This window comes from Lactococcus taiwanensis, from assembly GCF_014905395.1.
Taxonomy (GTDB): Bacteria; Bacillota; Bacilli; order Lactobacillales; family Streptococcaceae; genus Lactococcus; species Lactococcus taiwanensis.
The window spans coordinates 286,445-302,372 of the sequence record NZ_BNDT01000003.1; the positions used below are offsets into that span (position 1 = coordinate 286,445).

19 protein-coding genes, 1 riboswitch and 1 other annotated feature are annotated in these 15,928 nt (G+C 37.3%); all 19 genes read left to right on the top strand.

The annotated features are described in order from the left end of the window. Positions 1–41: 41 nt before the first annotated feature. The 19 genes from JKP71_RS05465 (at position 42) to dltA (ending at position 15,920) form a co-directional block, all read left to right on the top strand. The gene (locus JKP71_RS05465) at positions 42–1,301 is read left to right on the top strand and encodes a diaminopimelate decarboxylase (protein ID WP_200407305.1); all 1,260 of its coding nucleotides are present in this window, start codon (positions 42–44) and stop codon (positions 1,299–1,301) included. A 111-nt stretch (positions 1,302–1,412) separates the two neighbouring features. Then, the gene (locus JKP71_RS05470) at positions 1,413–1,652 is read left to right on the top strand and encodes a YneF family protein (RefSeq protein WP_075525703.1); all 240 of its coding nucleotides are present in this window, start codon (positions 1,413–1,415) and stop codon (positions 1,650–1,652) included. Between the two features lie 144 nt (positions 1,653–1,796). Continuing rightward, on the top strand, positions 1,797–2,612 hold the full coding sequence (racE, locus tag JKP71_RS05475) for a glutamate racemase (protein WP_200407306.1): 816 nt from the start codon (positions 1,797–1,799) through the stop codon (positions 2,610–2,612). Further along, positions 2,613–3,218: a nucleoside-triphosphate diphosphatase gene (locus JKP71_RS05480; protein ID WP_200407307.1), complete on the top strand. Its 606-nt coding sequence runs from the start codon at positions 2,613–2,615 to the stop codon at positions 3,216–3,218. A gap of 40 nt (positions 3,219–3,258) precedes the next feature. Beyond that, entirely contained in the window at positions 3,259–3,762 is a 504-nt protein-coding gene (locus JKP71_RS05485) for a metallophosphoesterase (RefSeq protein ID WP_200407308.1), read from the top strand. A gap of 28 nt (positions 3,763–3,790) precedes the next feature. Next, positions 3,791–4,252 carry a cyclic-di-AMP-binding protein CbpB gene (gene cbpB, locus JKP71_RS05490; RefSeq protein ID WP_200407309.1) on the top strand — a complete coding sequence of 154 codons (462 nt, stop codon included), beginning with the start codon at positions 3,791–3,793 and terminating at the stop codon, positions 4,250–4,252. Continuing rightward, entirely contained in the window at positions 4,230–4,946 is a 717-nt protein-coding gene (gene xerD / locus JKP71_RS05495) for a site-specific tyrosine recombinase XerD (RefSeq protein WP_200407310.1), read from the top strand. Before cbpB ends, xerD begins: the two co-directional genes overlap by 23 nt. A gap of 28 nt (positions 4,947–4,974) precedes the next feature. Next, positions 4,975–5,703, top strand: a complete 729-nt coding sequence (locus tag JKP71_RS05500) for a segregation/condensation protein A (protein WP_200407311.1) — start codon at positions 4,975–4,977, stop codon at positions 5,701–5,703. Continuing rightward, a complete protein-coding gene (scpB, locus tag JKP71_RS05505) occupies positions 5,696–6,259 on the top strand; it encodes an SMC-Scp complex subunit ScpB (protein WP_075525696.1) in 564 nt (187 codons plus the stop codon). The genes JKP71_RS05500 and scpB overlap by 8 nt, the downstream gene beginning before the upstream one ends. Beyond that, positions 6,249–6,968: a pseudouridine synthase gene (locus JKP71_RS05510; protein ID WP_200407312.1), complete on the top strand. Its 720-nt coding sequence runs from the start codon at positions 6,249–6,251 to the stop codon at positions 6,966–6,968. The genes scpB and JKP71_RS05510 overlap by 11 nt, the downstream gene beginning before the upstream one ends. Before the next feature lie 75 nt (positions 6,969–7,043). After that, positions 7,044–7,180: riboswitch (FMN riboswitch) on the top strand. Between the two features lie 114 nt (positions 7,181–7,294). Further along, positions 7,295–7,915: an ECF transporter S component gene (locus JKP71_RS05515; RefSeq protein WP_075525695.1), complete on the top strand. Its 621-nt coding sequence runs from the start codon at positions 7,295–7,297 to the stop codon at positions 7,913–7,915. 144 nt (positions 7,916–8,059) lie between these two features. Continuing rightward, the gene (locus JKP71_RS05520; RefSeq protein ID WP_200407313.1) at positions 8,060–9,877 is read left to right on the top strand and encodes an ABC transporter ATP-binding protein; all 1,818 of its coding nucleotides are present in this window, start codon (positions 8,060–8,062) and stop codon (positions 9,875–9,877) included. Then, entirely contained in the window at positions 9,861–11,687 is a 1,827-nt protein-coding gene (locus JKP71_RS05525; protein ID WP_200407314.1) for an ABC transporter ATP-binding protein, read from the top strand. Before JKP71_RS05520 ends, JKP71_RS05525 begins: the two co-directional genes overlap by 17 nt. Before the next feature lie 119 nt (positions 11,688–11,806). Further along, complete coding sequence (locus JKP71_RS05530; protein ID WP_200407315.1) at positions 11,807–12,559, top strand: helix-turn-helix domain-containing protein; 753 nt, start codon at positions 11,807–11,809, stop codon at positions 12,557–12,559. Positions 12,560–12,576: 17 nt separating this feature from the next. Next, positions 12,577–12,756, top strand: a complete 180-nt coding sequence (locus JKP71_RS05535; protein WP_082272324.1) for a hypothetical protein — start codon at positions 12,577–12,579, stop codon at positions 12,754–12,756. Positions 12,757–12,810: 54 nt separating this feature from the next. After that, positions 12,811–12,936, top strand: a sequence feature (ribosomal protein L10 leader region). A gap of 25 nt (positions 12,937–12,961) precedes the next feature. Next, entirely contained in the window at positions 12,962–13,477 is a 516-nt protein-coding gene (gene rplJ, locus JKP71_RS05540) for a 50S ribosomal protein L10 (RefSeq protein WP_075525691.1), read from the top strand. A gap of 69 nt (positions 13,478–13,546) precedes the next feature. Beyond that, complete coding sequence (gene rplL / locus JKP71_RS05545) at positions 13,547–13,912, top strand: 50S ribosomal protein L7/L12 (RefSeq protein WP_075525690.1); 366 nt, start codon at positions 13,547–13,549, stop codon at positions 13,910–13,912. Positions 13,913–14,255: 343 nt separating this feature from the next. Then, positions 14,256–14,384 carry a teichoic acid D-Ala incorporation-associated protein DltX gene (gene dltX / locus JKP71_RS05550; protein WP_082272323.1) on the top strand — a complete coding sequence of 43 codons (129 nt, stop codon included), beginning with the start codon at positions 14,256–14,258 and terminating at the stop codon, positions 14,382–14,384. A 9-nt stretch (positions 14,385–14,393) separates the two neighbouring features. Then, on the top strand, positions 14,394–15,920 hold the full coding sequence (gene dltA / locus JKP71_RS05555) for a D-alanine--poly(phosphoribitol) ligase subunit DltA (protein WP_200407316.1): 1,527 nt from the start codon (positions 14,394–14,396) through the stop codon (positions 15,918–15,920). The last annotated feature ends 8 nt before the right edge of the window (positions 15,921–15,928 follow it).

Below are 15,928 nucleotides of genomic sequence, written 5' to 3' on the forward strand. Positions count from 1 at the left end.
TGACAGACCAATCAGTAAAACCACAAAGAAAAGGGGTCTCAATGAAGCAAACATTTATTAATCAGGAGCGCTTAGAAGCAATCACTAATGACTTTCCCACACCTTTTCATCTTTATGATGAGAAAGGAATAAGAGCAACTGCCCGTGCCTTAAATGCAGCCTTCTCTTGGAATAAGGGGTTTAAGGAATACTTTGCAGTAAAAGCGACACCTACTCCGGCTATTTTGAAAATTCTCCATGAAGAAGGATGTGGTGTGGACTGCGCCTCTTATGTCGAGTTGCTTCTCTCGAAGAAATGTGGGTTTTCTGGGGATGAAATGATGTTCTCTTCGAATGATACTCCCGCATATGAGTATGCTTATGCCAATGAATTAGGGGCGACCATCAATTTGGACGCTTATGAACACATTGATTTTCTAACACAGCAAGAAAACTTTGAGTTTCCTAAAACCATGAGTTTGCGTTACAACCCAGGTGGTGTCTTTGCAATGGGAACTCAAATTATGGATAACCCAGAAGAGTCAAAATTTGGCATGACCAAAACACAGCTTATTCAGGGAATTAAGCACCTTCAAAGCCTTGGTGTCGAAAATTTCGGACTTCATAGTTTCTTAGCTTCAAATACCGTAACAAATGATTACTATCCAGAACTCGCTCAACAACTTTTTGAGTTGACCCTTGAAATACGGACACTAACGGGTGTAACTCTCGATTTTATTAATCTTTCCGGTGGGATTGGAGTAAACTATCGACCAGATCAAAAAGCCAACGATATTGCCGCGATTGGAGCGGGGGTACATAAAGTTTATGATGAGGTTCTGGTTAAAAATGGTATAAGTGACCTTAAAATCTACACGGAGTTAGGTCGTTTTATGCTTGCTCCGCATGGACACTTAGTTACTCGAGTACTGCATTTAAAAGAAACTTATAGAAAATACGTTGGGGTAGATGCCTCAGCAGTCAATCTGATGCGTCCAGCTTTCTATGACGCTTATCATCATATCACAGTGATGGGTAAGGAAAATCAAGCACCAACAGAAGTTTATGATGTGACAGGTTCGCTGTGTGAAAATAATGATAAATTTGCTAAACAAAGAGCACTTCCCCAGATAGTAGTTGGCGATTTACTTGTCATCCATGATACCGGCGCACATGGTTATTCGATGGGCTATCAGTATAATGCAAAGTTAAGAAGCGCTGAAATTTTGTTGCAAGAGGATGGTTCATCACGACTGATTAGACGGGCTGAGCGTCCAGAAGACTATTTCCAAACTCTGGATGGATTTGATTTTAAGCTGTAAGTCTGCTGACAGCTTTGTCAGTAAAATAAAGTACTGACAAAAGACATAATTTTTGATATAATAAGATGTCATCAATGGCGAAAGCGTTTCGCCAAAATTAGGAGATTCAAAATGAATTTAGTCTTAGCTATTGTGCTTATGGTTGTGTGCCTTTTGGCCGGTTTTTTCTTAGGAACATGGTTCTCACAACGTCAAACTAAAAAGTTACTTATGGATAACCCACCACTCAATGAGGACGCTGTTCGTCTGATGATGGGTTCAATGGGACGTAAACCAAGTGAAGTTCAAGTACAACAAGTACTTCGCCAAATTCGTGCAGCTGCAAAACAAGCAGATACCAAGAAAAAATAAGTTAAAGTGTAGACGCTGAGCGAAGCAGCAGAACGAAGTTTTGTGCTCTCTCGGCGTTTGCTTTTTTAGTCATCAATGTCTTATTCGGATTTTTATCAGGATGATTGAATGAAATCCAAGACTTTATAATAAAGGAGAAGAAAAATGGACAATCGACCAATAGGCCTATTAGATTCAGGGGTCGGTGGACTGACTGTTGCTCGGGAGCTCCTTAGACAACTCCCAAATGAAGAAATTGTATATATTGGAGATACCCGTCGCGCACCCTATGGTCCACGTAGTAAAGCTCAAATTGTTGAATTCACATGGGATATGGTTAACTTTTTACTTTCAAAAGATGTGAAAATGATAGTAATGGCCTGTAATACAGCTACGGCTATGGCGCTTGACGAAGTAAAAGCTCAACTTGATATACCCGTGATTGGTGTGATATTACCAGGGGCAACATCAGCTATCCAAAAAACAACAAGCAAAAAAATCGGCATCATTGCTACTCAAGCTTCGGTACGCTCCGATGAATATCGAAAAATTATTCGTCATAAATCCTCAAAAATAGAAGTAGCAAGCCTAGCATGTCCCAAATTTGTTTCGATTGTAGAATCAAATGAGATGGAATCTGATATTGCCAAGCGTGTAGTTCATGAAAGTTTAGCGCCACTAGTTGGTAAAGTTGATACCTTGATCCTAGGTTGTACGCATTACCCCTTATTGCGACCACTAATACAACAAGAAATGGGATCAGAGGTCCAGCTCATCGACTCAGGAGCAGAAGCAGTTCGAGATATTTCAGTTTTACTCAATTACTTTTTACTCAATGGACAAGAGCGCAAAGAAATCCAGCATCACTTTTATACGACAGCTGGAGTGGATTCATTTCGTTTAATAGCAGAAAAGTGGCTTGCAATAGGACATCTCAACATTGAACATGCGGAAATAGAAGGCTTCAATAAGGTGAAATAAATGGAAAAGACTTTAATTATTGCTACAAGAAACGCGGGCAAAACGCGTGAATTTAGAAAATTATTCGCAGATTTTGGCTATGAAATCAAAGACTTAATGGATTATCCAGAGTTACCCGAAATAGAAGAAACTGGAAGTACTTTTGAAGAAAATGCTCGGCTAAAAGCCGAAAAAATTTCTCAAATTACTGGAGAAGTGGTGATTGGAGATGATTCTGGCTTATGCGTCGATGTCTTGGGCGGTCTTCCAGGGATTTGGTCTCATCGTTTCTCTGCCCCAGACCCTACCGATGAGAAAAATATCGCTAAACTTTTGCATGAGCTTGCCCCAACAGCCATCACTCCTGAAAAACGGAGTGCTCATTTCCATACTACCCTTGTTGCTGCCCGTCCTGAGCATGAAAGTCTCGTCGTAGAAGCAGATTGGCACGGTTATATTGCTCTGGCACCCAAGGGCGAAAATGGTTTTGGATATGATCCAATCTTTCTTGTGGATGCTTTTCGTACTGCTGCAGAGCTTTCGGATGAAGAAAAAAATCGCCTCTCACATCGTGGTCAAGCTTTACAGAAATTAATGGTGGAACTCCCTAAATGGATGGAAAACTAAACATAACATAAAATTTATTATGTAAAGAAAGGGTTCGTTTATGTTTGTAGTGATGTCTGACTCTCACACTGATCGTCGTGTGATAGAGTCTATCAAAGAATATTATCAAGACAAAGCAACAGCTATTTTTCACTGCGGAGATTCAGAGCTTCCGAGTAGCGATCCGATATGGGAAGGGATAACGGTAGTAGCGGGAAACTGCGACGATGATGAAGGCTATCATGATTTTCTCATCAAAGAGGTGGAGCAACAACGGATTCTTATCTCACATGGCCATTTATTTTATGTTGGCTTAGGTTTAGAGCGTTACTCTTATTTTGCTGAGGAAAAAAATGTTGATATCGCCTTGTTTGGGCACATTCATCAACCAGTTGCTCAGAGAATAAATCAGATTTTATATCTTAACCCAGGTTCAGTTGCTCAACCAAGAGGCGTACACCAAACAAAAATGTATGCACTTGTTGAAAAAAAAGGTAAAAAAATAGAAGTTTCTTATCGCAATCTTAACCATGAACCGATCCCCGATCTGCAGTTCTTGCTGTAATCCTACTTAAAAGGAGCTAATTGTCAGAGTGATTGATAAACACATTGAAGCGTTTATAATGAGCCAGAGTGCTACATTTATGATACCAGCACAGAATGTTGCAGTATTACTTGCTGAGCATAATATCGCTCATGCAAAGCTTTTGCTTAGCCAGTATAAATATTCTAGAGTACCCGTCCTTAATAAAGATAAGGAGTATGTTGGTGTACTAGGATTGAATGAAATTGTAGAGTTTGAAATGGAACATGATTTTTTTTATGAAAAATCTCAAAACACCCCAATTTCAGAGATTGTGAATACTGACATAGCAACTGTTCGCCCCTCTGTTCCCTTGGAAGAGATGTTGAATAAACTGATTAAAGAACCTTTTTTACCTGTTGTTAAAGGACAAGAATTTTTAGGAATTATTGTTCGTCAAGAAATATTAAAGGCCTTTAGTGCCTTTGCACATGACTTTACAAAAGACTATGAAATTACCAAACGAGATTGAAGGATATTTAGCAAGTAAAAATTTTTCAGAGAATACACGTTCAAATTATTATTATGACTTAATTTCCATGTATCATTTTTTGGAAGATAAAGTCGTGTCGGAGGAAAGTTTAGAACTTTATAAGCATCAACTATCTAAACTTTCCGCTTCTGCACAGCGTCGTAAAATTTCTAGTGCTAATCAATACTTGCTTTATCTTTATCAAAACCAAAAAATCGATCATTTTTATAAGATTGATCAAATTGCACAAAAAGAGAAAAAACAAGCTCACAGTTATCGTCCCATGATTAAAGAATTTCCTGAATTCTATGGTCCTATGACTTGTCCAGGGCAGTTTTTAGCCCTACTCATTTTAGAATTTGGGCTTAATTTTGCTGAAATTCAAAAATTAAAGTGGGAAAATTTTAATTGGAAATTCAAGTATTTAACGGTCGAAAAATCAGGTATCAAGCGGGTTTTGCCGATCCGAGAAAAATTTGCAATGCGTGTAAAGGCAATCAGTAATGCTGATGAGTTATTCTCAAAGTCACGCCAATTCCTTTATACAGAACTCAAAAAATTTACTCATTATTCTTCAAAAGAAATTCGTGAGCAGTATATTTTGCATCAAGTAAAAGCTGGTAAGACCATCTATGAACTTTCAGCGTTACTCGGTCTATCCACTACCACGACTTTAGAAAAATATTATCGGTAAGTCCTAAATAAGTTTAAAAGATATAAAAATGATAAAAGAAATCAATATAAAAATTAATAACTTTGAAGGACCGCTTGATTTGCTTTTGCATCTCGTTAGCCAGTATGAGATGGATATCTTTGAAGTGCCACTAGTTCCTGTCATTGAACAATACCTAGCTTACCTTAAAACCATGCAAAATTTGGAACTTGAAGTTGCAGGAGAGTACATGGTAATGGCTAGTCAGCTCATGCTGATTAAGTCTCGCAGACTGCTCCCAACTGTGACGGAGGCGTTTGTTGAAGATACGGCACAATTAGAGTATGATTTACTCGCCCAAATTGATGAATATCGTAGATACAAGATGCTTTCTCAAGCTTTAGATGAACTTCATCAAGAAAGAAGTCTTTATTATTCTAAGGCAAAGACTGAGGTCATCACTGATGAAACGCACTTACTCAAAGATAAGACGGCTCTTGATTTGTTTCTTGCTTTTAGTAAAGTTCTGGAACTTCAAAAACAACAATTTGAGGATGAGCATACCACAATTGAGGCAGAGCGTTACACAATAGCCGATAAAATCCTGGAGTTATCACAGGTTTTTGTAGAGAGAAAGAGTTGTAAGTTTACAGAGCTCTTTGCTTCTCAGGTCAAAAAAGAAGAATTAGTGACCACTTTTATGGCACTTTTGGAGTTAATTAAAAATCAACAGATAGCCTTTTCACAGGATGAACTCTTTGGAGAAATTATTTTAGAAAGAAAAGAAACGAGTGAATAAAACAGCAACATGTGAACTTTTACTTTTTATTTCAGGAGAGGCTGGTCTTTCTCTGACAGAGCTGTCAGCTCTGACAGAGTTGTCTAAACAGGCTTGTCAACAACAAATAGAGTACCTTAATGACAAATACCACACAGATAGTGAGTCGGCGCTTACTATTATAGAAACGGCTGGAAAGTTTCGCTTATCCACCAAAGAAGAATTTGCGGAACTTTTGAAAGTTTATGCTAAAACACCACTTAATCAGTCCTTATCTAAGTCAGCACTTGAAGTCCTCTCGATTATTGCTTATAAGCAGCCTTTGACACGGTTAGAAATTGACCAGCTTAGAGGGGTTAACTCTTCCGGCGTTATTTCTACTTTACGGGCGTTTGATTTGGTAGAGAAGGTGGGAGTAGTAGAGGCGCCAGGGAGACCGGGCCTTTATGCCACAACAGAGTTTTTCTTAGATTATATTGGAATTAATAGTTTGGAAGAACTCCCTACTATCGATGAAGCCAACTTCGCAACCGAAGAACAAATTTTATTTAATGAAAGTGATGAAAATGAGAATTAATAAGTATTTAGCACATGCAGGTGTCGCGAGTAGACGTAAAGCAGAAGAGCTGATCTTGAATGGTAAAGTCAGCGTTAATCATACCCCGATGACCAATTTGGGTTATCAAGTGGTAGCTGGGGATATTGTTGAGGTAAATGGTGTTGCCGTTTACAATGAAGAACCTGTATATTACCTTTTGAACAAACCGCGTGGCTATATTTCTTCTGTAAGTGATGAAAAAGGTCGCCAAACGGTAATGGATTTGATGCCTCAAGTGAAGGAACGGATTTATCCTGTTGGGCGACTGGATTGGGACACGAGTGGTCTGCTTTTACTAACGAATGATGGAGAGTTTACTAACCTTATGACTCACCCTCGCCATGGCGTTGAAAAAGTCTATGTGGCTAAAGTGGAAGGGCAAGCTAATAAAGAAAATTTGCGTCCATTAACGTTGGGGATAAAAATTGAAGGTAAAAAAGTTAGTCCAGCGCGATATGAAATCATTAAGCAAGATAAGACTAAAAATCATTCAATTGTTAGTCTCACGATACACGAAGGGCAAAATCATCAAGTGAAGAAGATGTTCTCACAAGTTGGGCTTCCTGTGCAAAAACTTAGCCGTATCCAGTATGGACCACTCAATTTAGAGGGCCTTCCTGTCGGGCAATTTCGTCGTCTAAGTAAAAAGGAAGTTTCTCAACTCATCAATGCGGCACAAACAAAATAAACCAGACGTCCTGAGGACGTTTTTTATATCAAAATAAAAATTCTTGATATGCGGCTTATTTTTATGATATAATAAGTTTATCTTCAGGGCACCGTGTAATTCGGGACCGGCGGTAAATAGGGCTTTGACCCTATGACTCCGCGATTCGCTACGGCGATTGAAGCAGTGAAAACCTGCTAGCGACAGTAAAGTCTGGATGGAAGAAGATGAACAATTTTTGTGCTGTAACCTGTTTTTTAAGGTTGCTGTTTTTGGCCAAACAAAAAAATGTCTATCAACTTCCTCGAAATTTGAAGAATTATTTTCTCATATTTGGAGGTTTTTTTATGTCTAAAACGCGTCGGATGGTTATTATAGCCATGCTTGCTGCACTCTCAACGGTACTGTTACTTCCCATCTTACAGTTTCCGCTTTTACCAGGGATTGACTTTATGAAGGTCGAATTGTCAATTATACCTGTATTGATAGGGGTGTTTACATTGGGATTGGGTGATGGTTTCATTATTCTATTTATCCGTTCAATTTTATGGTACATTTTGTTTAATCAAGGCCCATCAACTTGGATAGGAATACCGATGAACTTTATTGCTCTAGGAATTTTTATGGCCATCGTATGGTTCTTTACGAAAAGAAAATTTTCGATTAAGAATTATACGATCGGTGTGTTACTTGCAGCGATTGCCTCAGTCCTCGTGATGATGGTGCTAAATGTCTTTTATGCTCTGCCCCTTTATCGACTCGCTGCAGGCTTTGACGTTGATAAGCTGTTTACTGGTGCAACGCATCTCTTTGATATCGGGTCTTTAGCGTTTACGATGAATCCAACCTATCTGATTACTGTGGTATTACCATTTAATGCTTTGCAGTATGTCATCTTTGCTCTTGTTTTTGGATTGATTGTCGCTGTATTTAAGAAAAATAAAGTCGTAAAATTCTATAATGCTTAGTTTAAAAGTAAAGAAGTTTCACAACTCGTGAGCTTCTTTTTTTATTTTAAATTTGAAAAATATTCTGTAAAAAAGCTATTTTAATCGCTTTCTTTGTGATATACTAATATTTAGAATATTATATAATAAATTGGAATAGACTGTATGAAAATTTTTAAAGATTTATGGTGGTTTTTTAAAGCAGAGAAAAAAGGTTATGGCGTGGGCCTATTAGCCCTTTTTATTGTTTCTTTAACTCACTTGCTACCACCTTTAGTTATCGGAAAAATTATTGATCATATTGTTAAGCGCAGCTTGACTTTACCTTTAATTTTGAGTTTTTCTGGTATTTTATTGGGCACCGGACTTGTTGAATATGGTTTTCGTTTTATTTGGTCTACAAATATTTGGGGTGAAGCCTTTAAACTGGAAAAAATAATCCGCAGTCGGCTTTTCAGGCATTTTTTGCGAATGGATACTCTTTTTTACCAAAAAAATCGCACTGGTGATTTGATGGCTCATGCGACAAATGATTTGCAAGCGATACAGAGTGTTGCTGGACTTGGGGTTTTGACTTGGGCGGATTCTTTAATGACAGGTGGGATGACAATCATTGCTATGCTCTTGTTTATTGACTGGCGTTTGACGATTATTGCTGTCCTTCCTTTGCCTTTGCTCGCGCTAGTATCTAAAATTTTGGGGGATAAAATTCATGTGAGTTTTGAACATGCACAAGAAACTTTCTCTGAAATGAATGATAAAGTCCAAGAATCGATTACAGGAATGAAAGCAATCAAATCTTTTGGTGAAGAAGAACAAGATATGGCTGATTTCCAAGTTAAGTTAGATAATATTGATAAAGCCTTTATCAGGGTCAATTGGATTGACTCAATGTACGATCCTTTAATCACTTTAATTGTTGGTTTATCTTATACTTTGACCATTCTTTTAGGGGGCTACTATGTTGTTCACCATGTTTTAACGATTGGTCAGTTGGTTGCTTTTATGACTTATATCGGAAATTTGGTCTGGCCGATGTTTGCTATTGGTGTTCTTTTTAATGTTATTGAACGTGGAAGAGCTTCATACAGTCGAGTAGAAAAATTATTAGCTCAAAAAGCGGAATCAAAAATTTCTGAAGGTGCTTTGAAAATGCCAAAAGAAGGTCAACTCCTTTTTGATATTGAAAGTTTTACTTATCCAAATGAGAATGAAGGGCGTAATCTGGAAAAAGTTCAATTTAATTTAAAAGAAGGTCATGTTTTAGGCTTGGTTGGACGAACAGGTGCTGGAAAATCAACGATTATTAAACTTTTAATGCGAGAGTTTGACCATTACAAAGGACATATTACTTTTGCTGACCATGATATTATGGATTATCAATTAGATGAATATTTGCCAGCGATTGGTTATGTTCCGCAAGAACATTTTCTATTTTCGATGTCTGTCAGAGATAATATTCGCTTTGCTAAGATGTCAGCGAGTCAAGAAGAAGTTGAAATAGCAGCTAAAACAGCTGGAATTCATGAGGATATTATTGCTTTTCCTGAAGGTTATGATACTTTGGTCGGCGAGCGTGGCGTTTCACTTTCTGGTGGACAAAAGCAAAGGTTATCTATTGCGCGGGCGCTACTTATTCAGCCTAAAATATTGATTTTAGATGATGCGCTGTCAGCTGTTGATGCCAAGACTGAACAGTTAATTTTGTCAAATTTGAAGGCCTTACGTCATGAAAGTTCAACGCTGGTTGTCAGTCACAGATTGTCATCAGTAATGGAAGCTAATGAAATTCTCGTGCTAGACGAAGGAAAAGTGATTGAGCGTGGTTTGCATGAAGATTTGATTAAATCTGGAGGTTGGTATGCTCAAATGTGGCAAATGCAACAGATTGAAAGTCATTTGGCAGCGAATGATAAAGATGAGAATTTACTGACAGGTTCGTCAGTAAATCGGGAAGGAGAAGAAAATGGAGAAATCTACTGACAAAATGTCTGTCAGAGAAAGTTGGCAAGTTTTTAAATTTATTTTCAAATTCTTATTACCTTTCAAAAAGTATTTTATTTGGGCTTTTGTTTTTAGCGTGATGACAACTGCTCTGGCTTCACTTATGCCTTTTGTTTTGTCCGTTTTTATGGATTCCTATTTGACACCCATGAAAGCGACTGACCAGATTATCTTCTATTTTGCAGGTCTTTATTTGATTTTAGCAATAATCAATTCAATTGCTTTCTTTTTCAAATGGAATTATCTGCAAAATGGTTCGATTTTTGTTAATCAATACATTCGTAAGAAAGTTTATCGAAAAATTCATCAGCTAGGCATGCGCTATTTTGACCAAAAACCGACGGGTTGGTTAATCACCAGAATCACAAATGACACCGATTTATTTGATTTCTGGCAGACTTTGTTTAATGCCTTAACAAGTTTGCTTTCTATTATCATTGCCTTCATTGCTTTGTTTATTATTGACCACCAAATTGCGCTTGTGATGTTGTTGATTCTTCCCCTATTGATTTTGGCTGTACTGATTTATCAAAAAGTGAGTACAAAAGTTTATCAAGCCATGCTTGCTAAGCGTTCAGAATTGAATACGAAATTAAATGAATACATTTCTGGGATGAGAATTATTCAACAATTTCGTCAAGAGAGCAGACTAGGAAATGAATTTGAAAAAACAAATGATGAATATTATGGTTATCGAAAACGAGTGATTCAGATTAATGGGATTTTGTTGAGCCCTTTAGTTAATTTTTTGATGGCCCTCTCAATAGTTGTTGTCTTGTTGATGTATTCTAATCGAAGTCTACATGCAGTGGTTGAGGCTGGTTTAATTTATGCTTTCATCAGTAATGTACAAATTTACTTTAATCCTATTTCAGGATTGATGGATTCTTTATCAAACTTTTCAAATGGATTGGTAGCCTCTAGTCGTATCAAGACAATCATGGAAGAAAAAGAATTTGCGCCACAACAAGGAATTTCAACTTCTGTCAGTAAAAATGTTGATGAAAAATTTACTGACAGAAAATCTGTCAGCAATTCTCCAATCATTCAGGAAGGAAAAATTGAATTTCGCAATGTCAGTTTTTCATATGACGGAGAACATCAAGTTTTGAAAAACATCTCATTCATTGTGAATCCTGGAGAAACGCTTGCTTTTGTAGGTCATACAGGTTCGGGAAAATCGAGTATTATCAATGTCTTTATGCGCTTCTATGAATTCACAGAAGGTCAAGTTTTGATTGATAATCAGGACATTAGAAGTTATTCAAAAGAAGAACTTCGGAAAAAAATTGGTTTAGTCTTGCAAGATTCCTTTATGTTTGTTGCGTCAGTTACTGACAATATCAAAATGATGAATCCACAGATTACTGACCAAGCTGCCAAAGAAGCGGCTCGATTTGTCCAGGCTGACACATTCATCAAAGCCTTAGAAAATGGTTACGAAACCAAAGTAATTGAAGGTGGGGCTGCCTTCTCGGCCGGTGAACGTCAATTAATTAACTTTGCTCGAACGATTGTGCGTAATCCGAAAATTCTCTTATTAGATGAAGCAACAGCCAATATTGATACTGAAACTGAAGCGCTTATTCAAGAAGGTCTGACAAATATGCGACAAAATCGAACGACAATGGCCATTGCTCACCGATTATCAACGATTAAAGATGCTGACCAGATTTTAGTCTTGAACAAGGGAGAAATTATTGAGCGAGGAAATCATGACCAACTTTTAGCACTTAATGGTTATTACGCGGACATGTATCGAATACAAACGTTACAAAAAGAACTATGAAAAACCACTGATAGCAGCGGTTTTTCTTTGTATCAGTTTTTCTGATAAAAATAATTGACAAGATAATCATTTAGAGGTATAATATAAGAACGATTAAGATGAAATAAGGAGGTGAGTGTATGAATTTTGGTCAGAACTTAAAGAAATTAAGAAAAAATGCGAAACTCACGCAGAGTCAATTGGCTCAAAAGCTCGGAATGAAACAAAATGCTTATGTCCTTTGGGAGCAAAAAGCTACAAATCCTACTTTAGAACTTTTAGAAAAGCTCTCAGCGATTTACCAAATCCCCATTCAAGAACTCATCATAAAAACTGATAATAAAGAAAAACAGTTGATGGATAATTATCGGGCTTTATCAAGCGAACAACAAGAGTCGGTAGTTAATTTTACTGAGTTTCTCCTTGAGCAAAATAAGACAAACCTCGTGGATTTAAAAACTTATCAACGTGCCTCACTTAATTATGCTATTGTAGAAGATGAAGAACTTTCGGCTGGTTTTGGTCAAACAGCGAGTAACTCTGGTCATCATTACAAAGCTTATACGACGGAAAAACTTTCGCGCTATGATGGGGCTGCCAGAATTAAAGGTGAATCAATGGAACCTGATTTCCCTAATTTTTCTATTGCTACTTTTTTAAACACTGGTTTTGGGCGAAGTGGAGATGTCTATGCAATTGCTGAAGGAGATTTGGGCGAAGAACGTTTATATATTAAGCAAGTATTTGAGGAGGAAGGTCGATTCCGAATTCATTCCATTAATCCTGACCCGCAGTATAAAGACTTTTACCTTGGTGAAGGAGATAATTTCCGCATCATTGGCCCCGTCGTAGATAATTTTGAAGAAATCAATGAATCACAAATTGAAGATTGAAGGAATGGATAAGTCGCATGATGAGCTGGATAAAAGAAATCTCACCGATTGTAGGGATTGGTCTCCTTTTTGGAATTGCTTATGAACTGGTTTTATGGCTTGCTATAAAATTGGATCAAAGCAAACCCAAAAAAAAGGAGAAGATTGTTATAATTAAACCTTTCTCAGATACAAAGGAAGAAAAAAATATTGCTTGAAAGAAAAAGTAAGTTTCCTCTTGCAATCGTCAAAAAAGTTTGCTATACTTAATAAGGTTCTAAAAGAACTGACCGAAGACAGTAGGGGACGAAAGTCATAAACTTCCTACCGAGGACAAATATCAAAATGATAATTGAACTCTCTATGTCTTTTGTGTGTAGAGATTTTTTATTTCTACAACCAAAATAAAATGGAGGTAAAAAAATGAGCGATTACAAAGTAAATGAAGCAACAATTGCTAAGAAAGCAGAATTGGTTGATGTTTACGTACAAAAAATGAACGAAGCCGCATCAATTATTGTTGCAGATTCACGTGGTTTGACAGTTGATGAAGATACTCAACTTCGTAAAAACTTGCGTGAAGCAGGTGTTGAGTTCAAAGTTGTTAAAAACTCAATCTTGCGTCGTGCAGCTGAAAAAGCTGGTCTTGAAGGTTTGTCAGAAGCTTTCTCTGGCCCATCAGCAGTAGCATTTTCTAACGAAGATGTTGTCGCACCTGCTAAAGTATTGGCTGATTTCGCTAAAGATGCTGAAAATCTTGAAATCAAAGCTGGTGTAATTGAAGGTAAAGTTTCTTCTAAAGAAGAAATCGAAGCTATTGCGTCTCTTCCAAGCCGCGAAGGTCTTCTTTCAATGCTTCTTTCAGTGCTTCAAGCACCTGTCCGCAACGTGGCTCTTGCAGTCAAAGCTGTTGCAGAAAAAGAAGAATCAGCTGCTTAATCCTAAGCAACTTACTCTATATCGGCGGATTTACGCAACAAACTAAAAAATTAATAGGAGAATATTAAAATGGCATTGAACATTGAAAACATCGTTGCTGAACTTGAAACAGCTACAATCCTTGAACTTTCTGAACTCGTTAAAGCAATCGAAGAAAAATTTGACGTAACAGCAGCAGCTCCAGTTGCAGCAGCAGCAGGTGCTGGTGAAGCAGCAGCTACTAAAGATTCATTCGACGTTGAATTGACTTCAGCTGGCGACAAAAAAGTTGCAGTTATCAAAGAAGTACGCGGAATCACAGGTCTTGGACTTAAAGAAGCTAAAGAACTTGTTGACGGTGCACCAACAGTTGTTAAAGAAGGTGTTTCTGAATCAGACGCTAACGACATCAAAGAAAAACTTGAAGCAGCTGGTGCTTCTGTTACTCTTAAATAAGACTTTAAACTTATTAGATTTTGAAAAGATCTTGGATTTTCCAAGGTCTTTTTTGAGCTTTAAATTATTTTGCGAGCGCTTTTATTGACAGCGTTCCCTTTTATTGTTATTCTTAAGATATCAAATGATGAAGGAAACCCACTCTATGGGGGAGAAACTAGTGGGTTCGATCCCCACCTCCTTCTTTTTATCCCTTACTGCAGCCTAATAGCTGCAGTTTTTTATTTTCAAAAAACTTACAGAAATGTAAGTTTTTTCTTTTTCATATCTGTGTTAGAATAAGTACATAAATGTTACAATAAAAAATTTAGAAATTGTACATCTTTTTAATGAAGGGGAAATCATGAACAAAAAAGAGATCGGTATATTTATCGGGAAAACCTTATTTTATTTCGTGATATTGTTAATTTTGCTCTATCTGTACTCGTATAGTCACACAGGTGGTGCACACTTTATTTACAATGAATTTTAGGAAGAAATTATGAATTTAGTAGAAGAAATATTAGAAAAAGCGAAATCTTACCCTGAACGGACTGCTTTTGAGGAAAAGGATAAAGCATACAGCTACCGAGAGCTCTATTGTGCTGTGAATGAACTTTCAAAACTTATTACTGACCGACTGGTCAGTAAAACATTCACTGACCAAGAAACTCAATTAAAAGAACCACTGTTAATCTTTGGAAAGAATAATTTTTTGACTTTGGCTGCGATGTTGGCCACAAATTTGCTTGGACATCCCTATATTCCGGTTGATGCCCATACTCCTTTTGAAAGAACAGCAATGATTTATACTGCGGCTAACCCTTTACTGACCATCTCGTCAGTAGAACTTGAAGCTGAATTTACAGCTCTTTTCCATGATACTCTTGTTGTAGAGGATTTAGACTGGCAAAGTTTCACTGACAAGAATGTGTTACCTCCTTTGGATTACAGTCATGCAGTTTCTGGTGAGGAGAGCGCTTATCTCATTTATACTTCTGGTACTACAGGAATACCAAAAGGAGTGGAGGTGAGTCATAACAACCTGAAGAGCTTCACACAGTGGATGAACACGGCTTTTCTAACACTTGATCAAAACCGTATTTTATCTCAAGCTTTATACAGTTTTGATCTTTCAATCTTCAGTATTTATCCCAGCTTGACGACGGGTGGAACATTGGTCTCTATCTCCCGTGCTGAAACCATAAACTTTAAACATTTATTTGAACGGTTGAACAGTACAGTGATTAATACTTGGGTTTCGACTCCCTCATTTCTTGACATTTGCTTATTAGAACCTTCTTTTCAGGAAGCAACTCACCCTGAGTTAAAACAATTTATTTTTTGTGGGGAAGAACTGACCGTCAAAACAGCTCACAAATTATTGACCGCTTTTCCGTCAGCAAGTATTTTCAATACATACGGACCAACAGAAGCAACAGGCGCGGTAACCTCCATAAAAATTACACCAGAACTTTTGAAAAAATATGAACGTCTACCTATCGGTTATGCTAAACCTGGTGTTGAGATCAAGATTATAGATAATGAAATTATTATAGTTGGTAATTCGGTGGCTAAAGGTTATTATAAAAATCTGGAAAAAACAAACATTTCCTTTTTTAGTATAGCGGGTCAACCGGCCTATCACACAGGCGATGCAGGTTATTTGGATGAGAATGGCTTATTGCACTATCAAGGAAGAATCGACTTTCAAGTGAAATTTAATGGGTATCGGATTGAGCTTCAAGACATTGAAAGTAATTTGCAAAAGTCTGACTCAGTTGAAAAAGCAGTAGTTTTACCAAAAACGAATGATCAGCATAAAGTGACAGCACTCGTAGCCTTTATTCAAACTAATCAAAAATTTGTTGATAAAGCTTCTGAACGTGCGTTTACAAAGCAAGTCAAAGCAAGTTTATACCAGTCGATCATGGACTATATGATGCCAACCAAGTTTGTTTATCTTACTGATTTTCCACTAACTCAAAATGGTAAAGTTGATCGCAAGGCACTTGCTGAAAAAGTGTGAGGTGATCA

Bases quoted from the DNA above. Each gene is read 5' to 3' on its own strand.
- JKP71_RS05465 (WP_200407305.1), top strand. From the start codon at position 42: ATGAAGCAAACATTTATTAATCAGGAGCGCTTAGAAGCAATCACTAAT.
- JKP71_RS05470 (WP_075525703.1), top strand. From the start codon at position 1,413: ATGAATTTAGTCTTAGCTATTGTGCTTATGGTTGTGTGCCTTTTGGCC.
- racE (WP_200407306.1), top strand. From the start codon at position 1,797: ATGGACAATCGACCAATAGGCCTATTAGATTCAGGGGTCGGTGGACTG.
- JKP71_RS05480 (WP_200407307.1), top strand. From the start codon at position 2,613: ATGGAAAAGACTTTAATTATTGCTACAAGAAACGCGGGCAAAACGCGT.
- JKP71_RS05485 (WP_200407308.1), top strand. From the start codon at position 3,259: ATGTTTGTAGTGATGTCTGACTCTCACACTGATCGTCGTGTGATAGAG.
- xerD (WP_200407310.1), top strand. From the start codon at position 4,230: ATGAAATTACCAAACGAGATTGAAGGATATTTAGCAAGTAAAAATTTT.
- JKP71_RS05500 (WP_200407311.1), top strand. From the start codon at position 4,975: ATGATAAAAGAAATCAATATAAAAATTAATAACTTTGAAGGACCGCTT.
- JKP71_RS05510 (WP_200407312.1), top strand. From the start codon at position 6,249: ATGAGAATTAATAAGTATTTAGCACATGCAGGTGTCGCGAGTAGACGT.
- JKP71_RS05515 (WP_075525695.1), top strand. From the start codon at position 7,295: ATGTCTAAAACGCGTCGGATGGTTATTATAGCCATGCTTGCTGCACTC.
- JKP71_RS05520 (WP_200407313.1), top strand. From the start codon at position 8,060: ATGAAAATTTTTAAAGATTTATGGTGGTTTTTTAAAGCAGAGAAAAAA.
- JKP71_RS05525 (WP_200407314.1), top strand. From the start codon at position 9,861: ATGGAGAAATCTACTGACAAAATGTCTGTCAGAGAAAGTTGGCAAGTT.
- JKP71_RS05530 (WP_200407315.1), top strand. From the start codon at position 11,807: ATGAATTTTGGTCAGAACTTAAAGAAATTAAGAAAAAATGCGAAACTC.
- JKP71_RS05535 (WP_082272324.1), top strand. From the start codon at position 12,577: ATGATGAGCTGGATAAAAGAAATCTCACCGATTGTAGGGATTGGTCTC.
- rplJ (WP_075525691.1), top strand. From the start codon at position 12,962: ATGAGCGATTACAAAGTAAATGAAGCAACAATTGCTAAGAAAGCAGAA.
- rplL (WP_075525690.1), top strand. From the start codon at position 13,547: ATGGCATTGAACATTGAAAACATCGTTGCTGAACTTGAAACAGCTACA.
- dltX (WP_082272323.1), top strand. From the start codon at position 14,256: ATGAACAAAAAAGAGATCGGTATATTTATCGGGAAAACCTTATTTTAT.
- dltA (WP_200407316.1), top strand. From the start codon at position 14,394: ATGAATTTAGTAGAAGAAATATTAGAAAAAGCGAAATCTTACCCTGAA.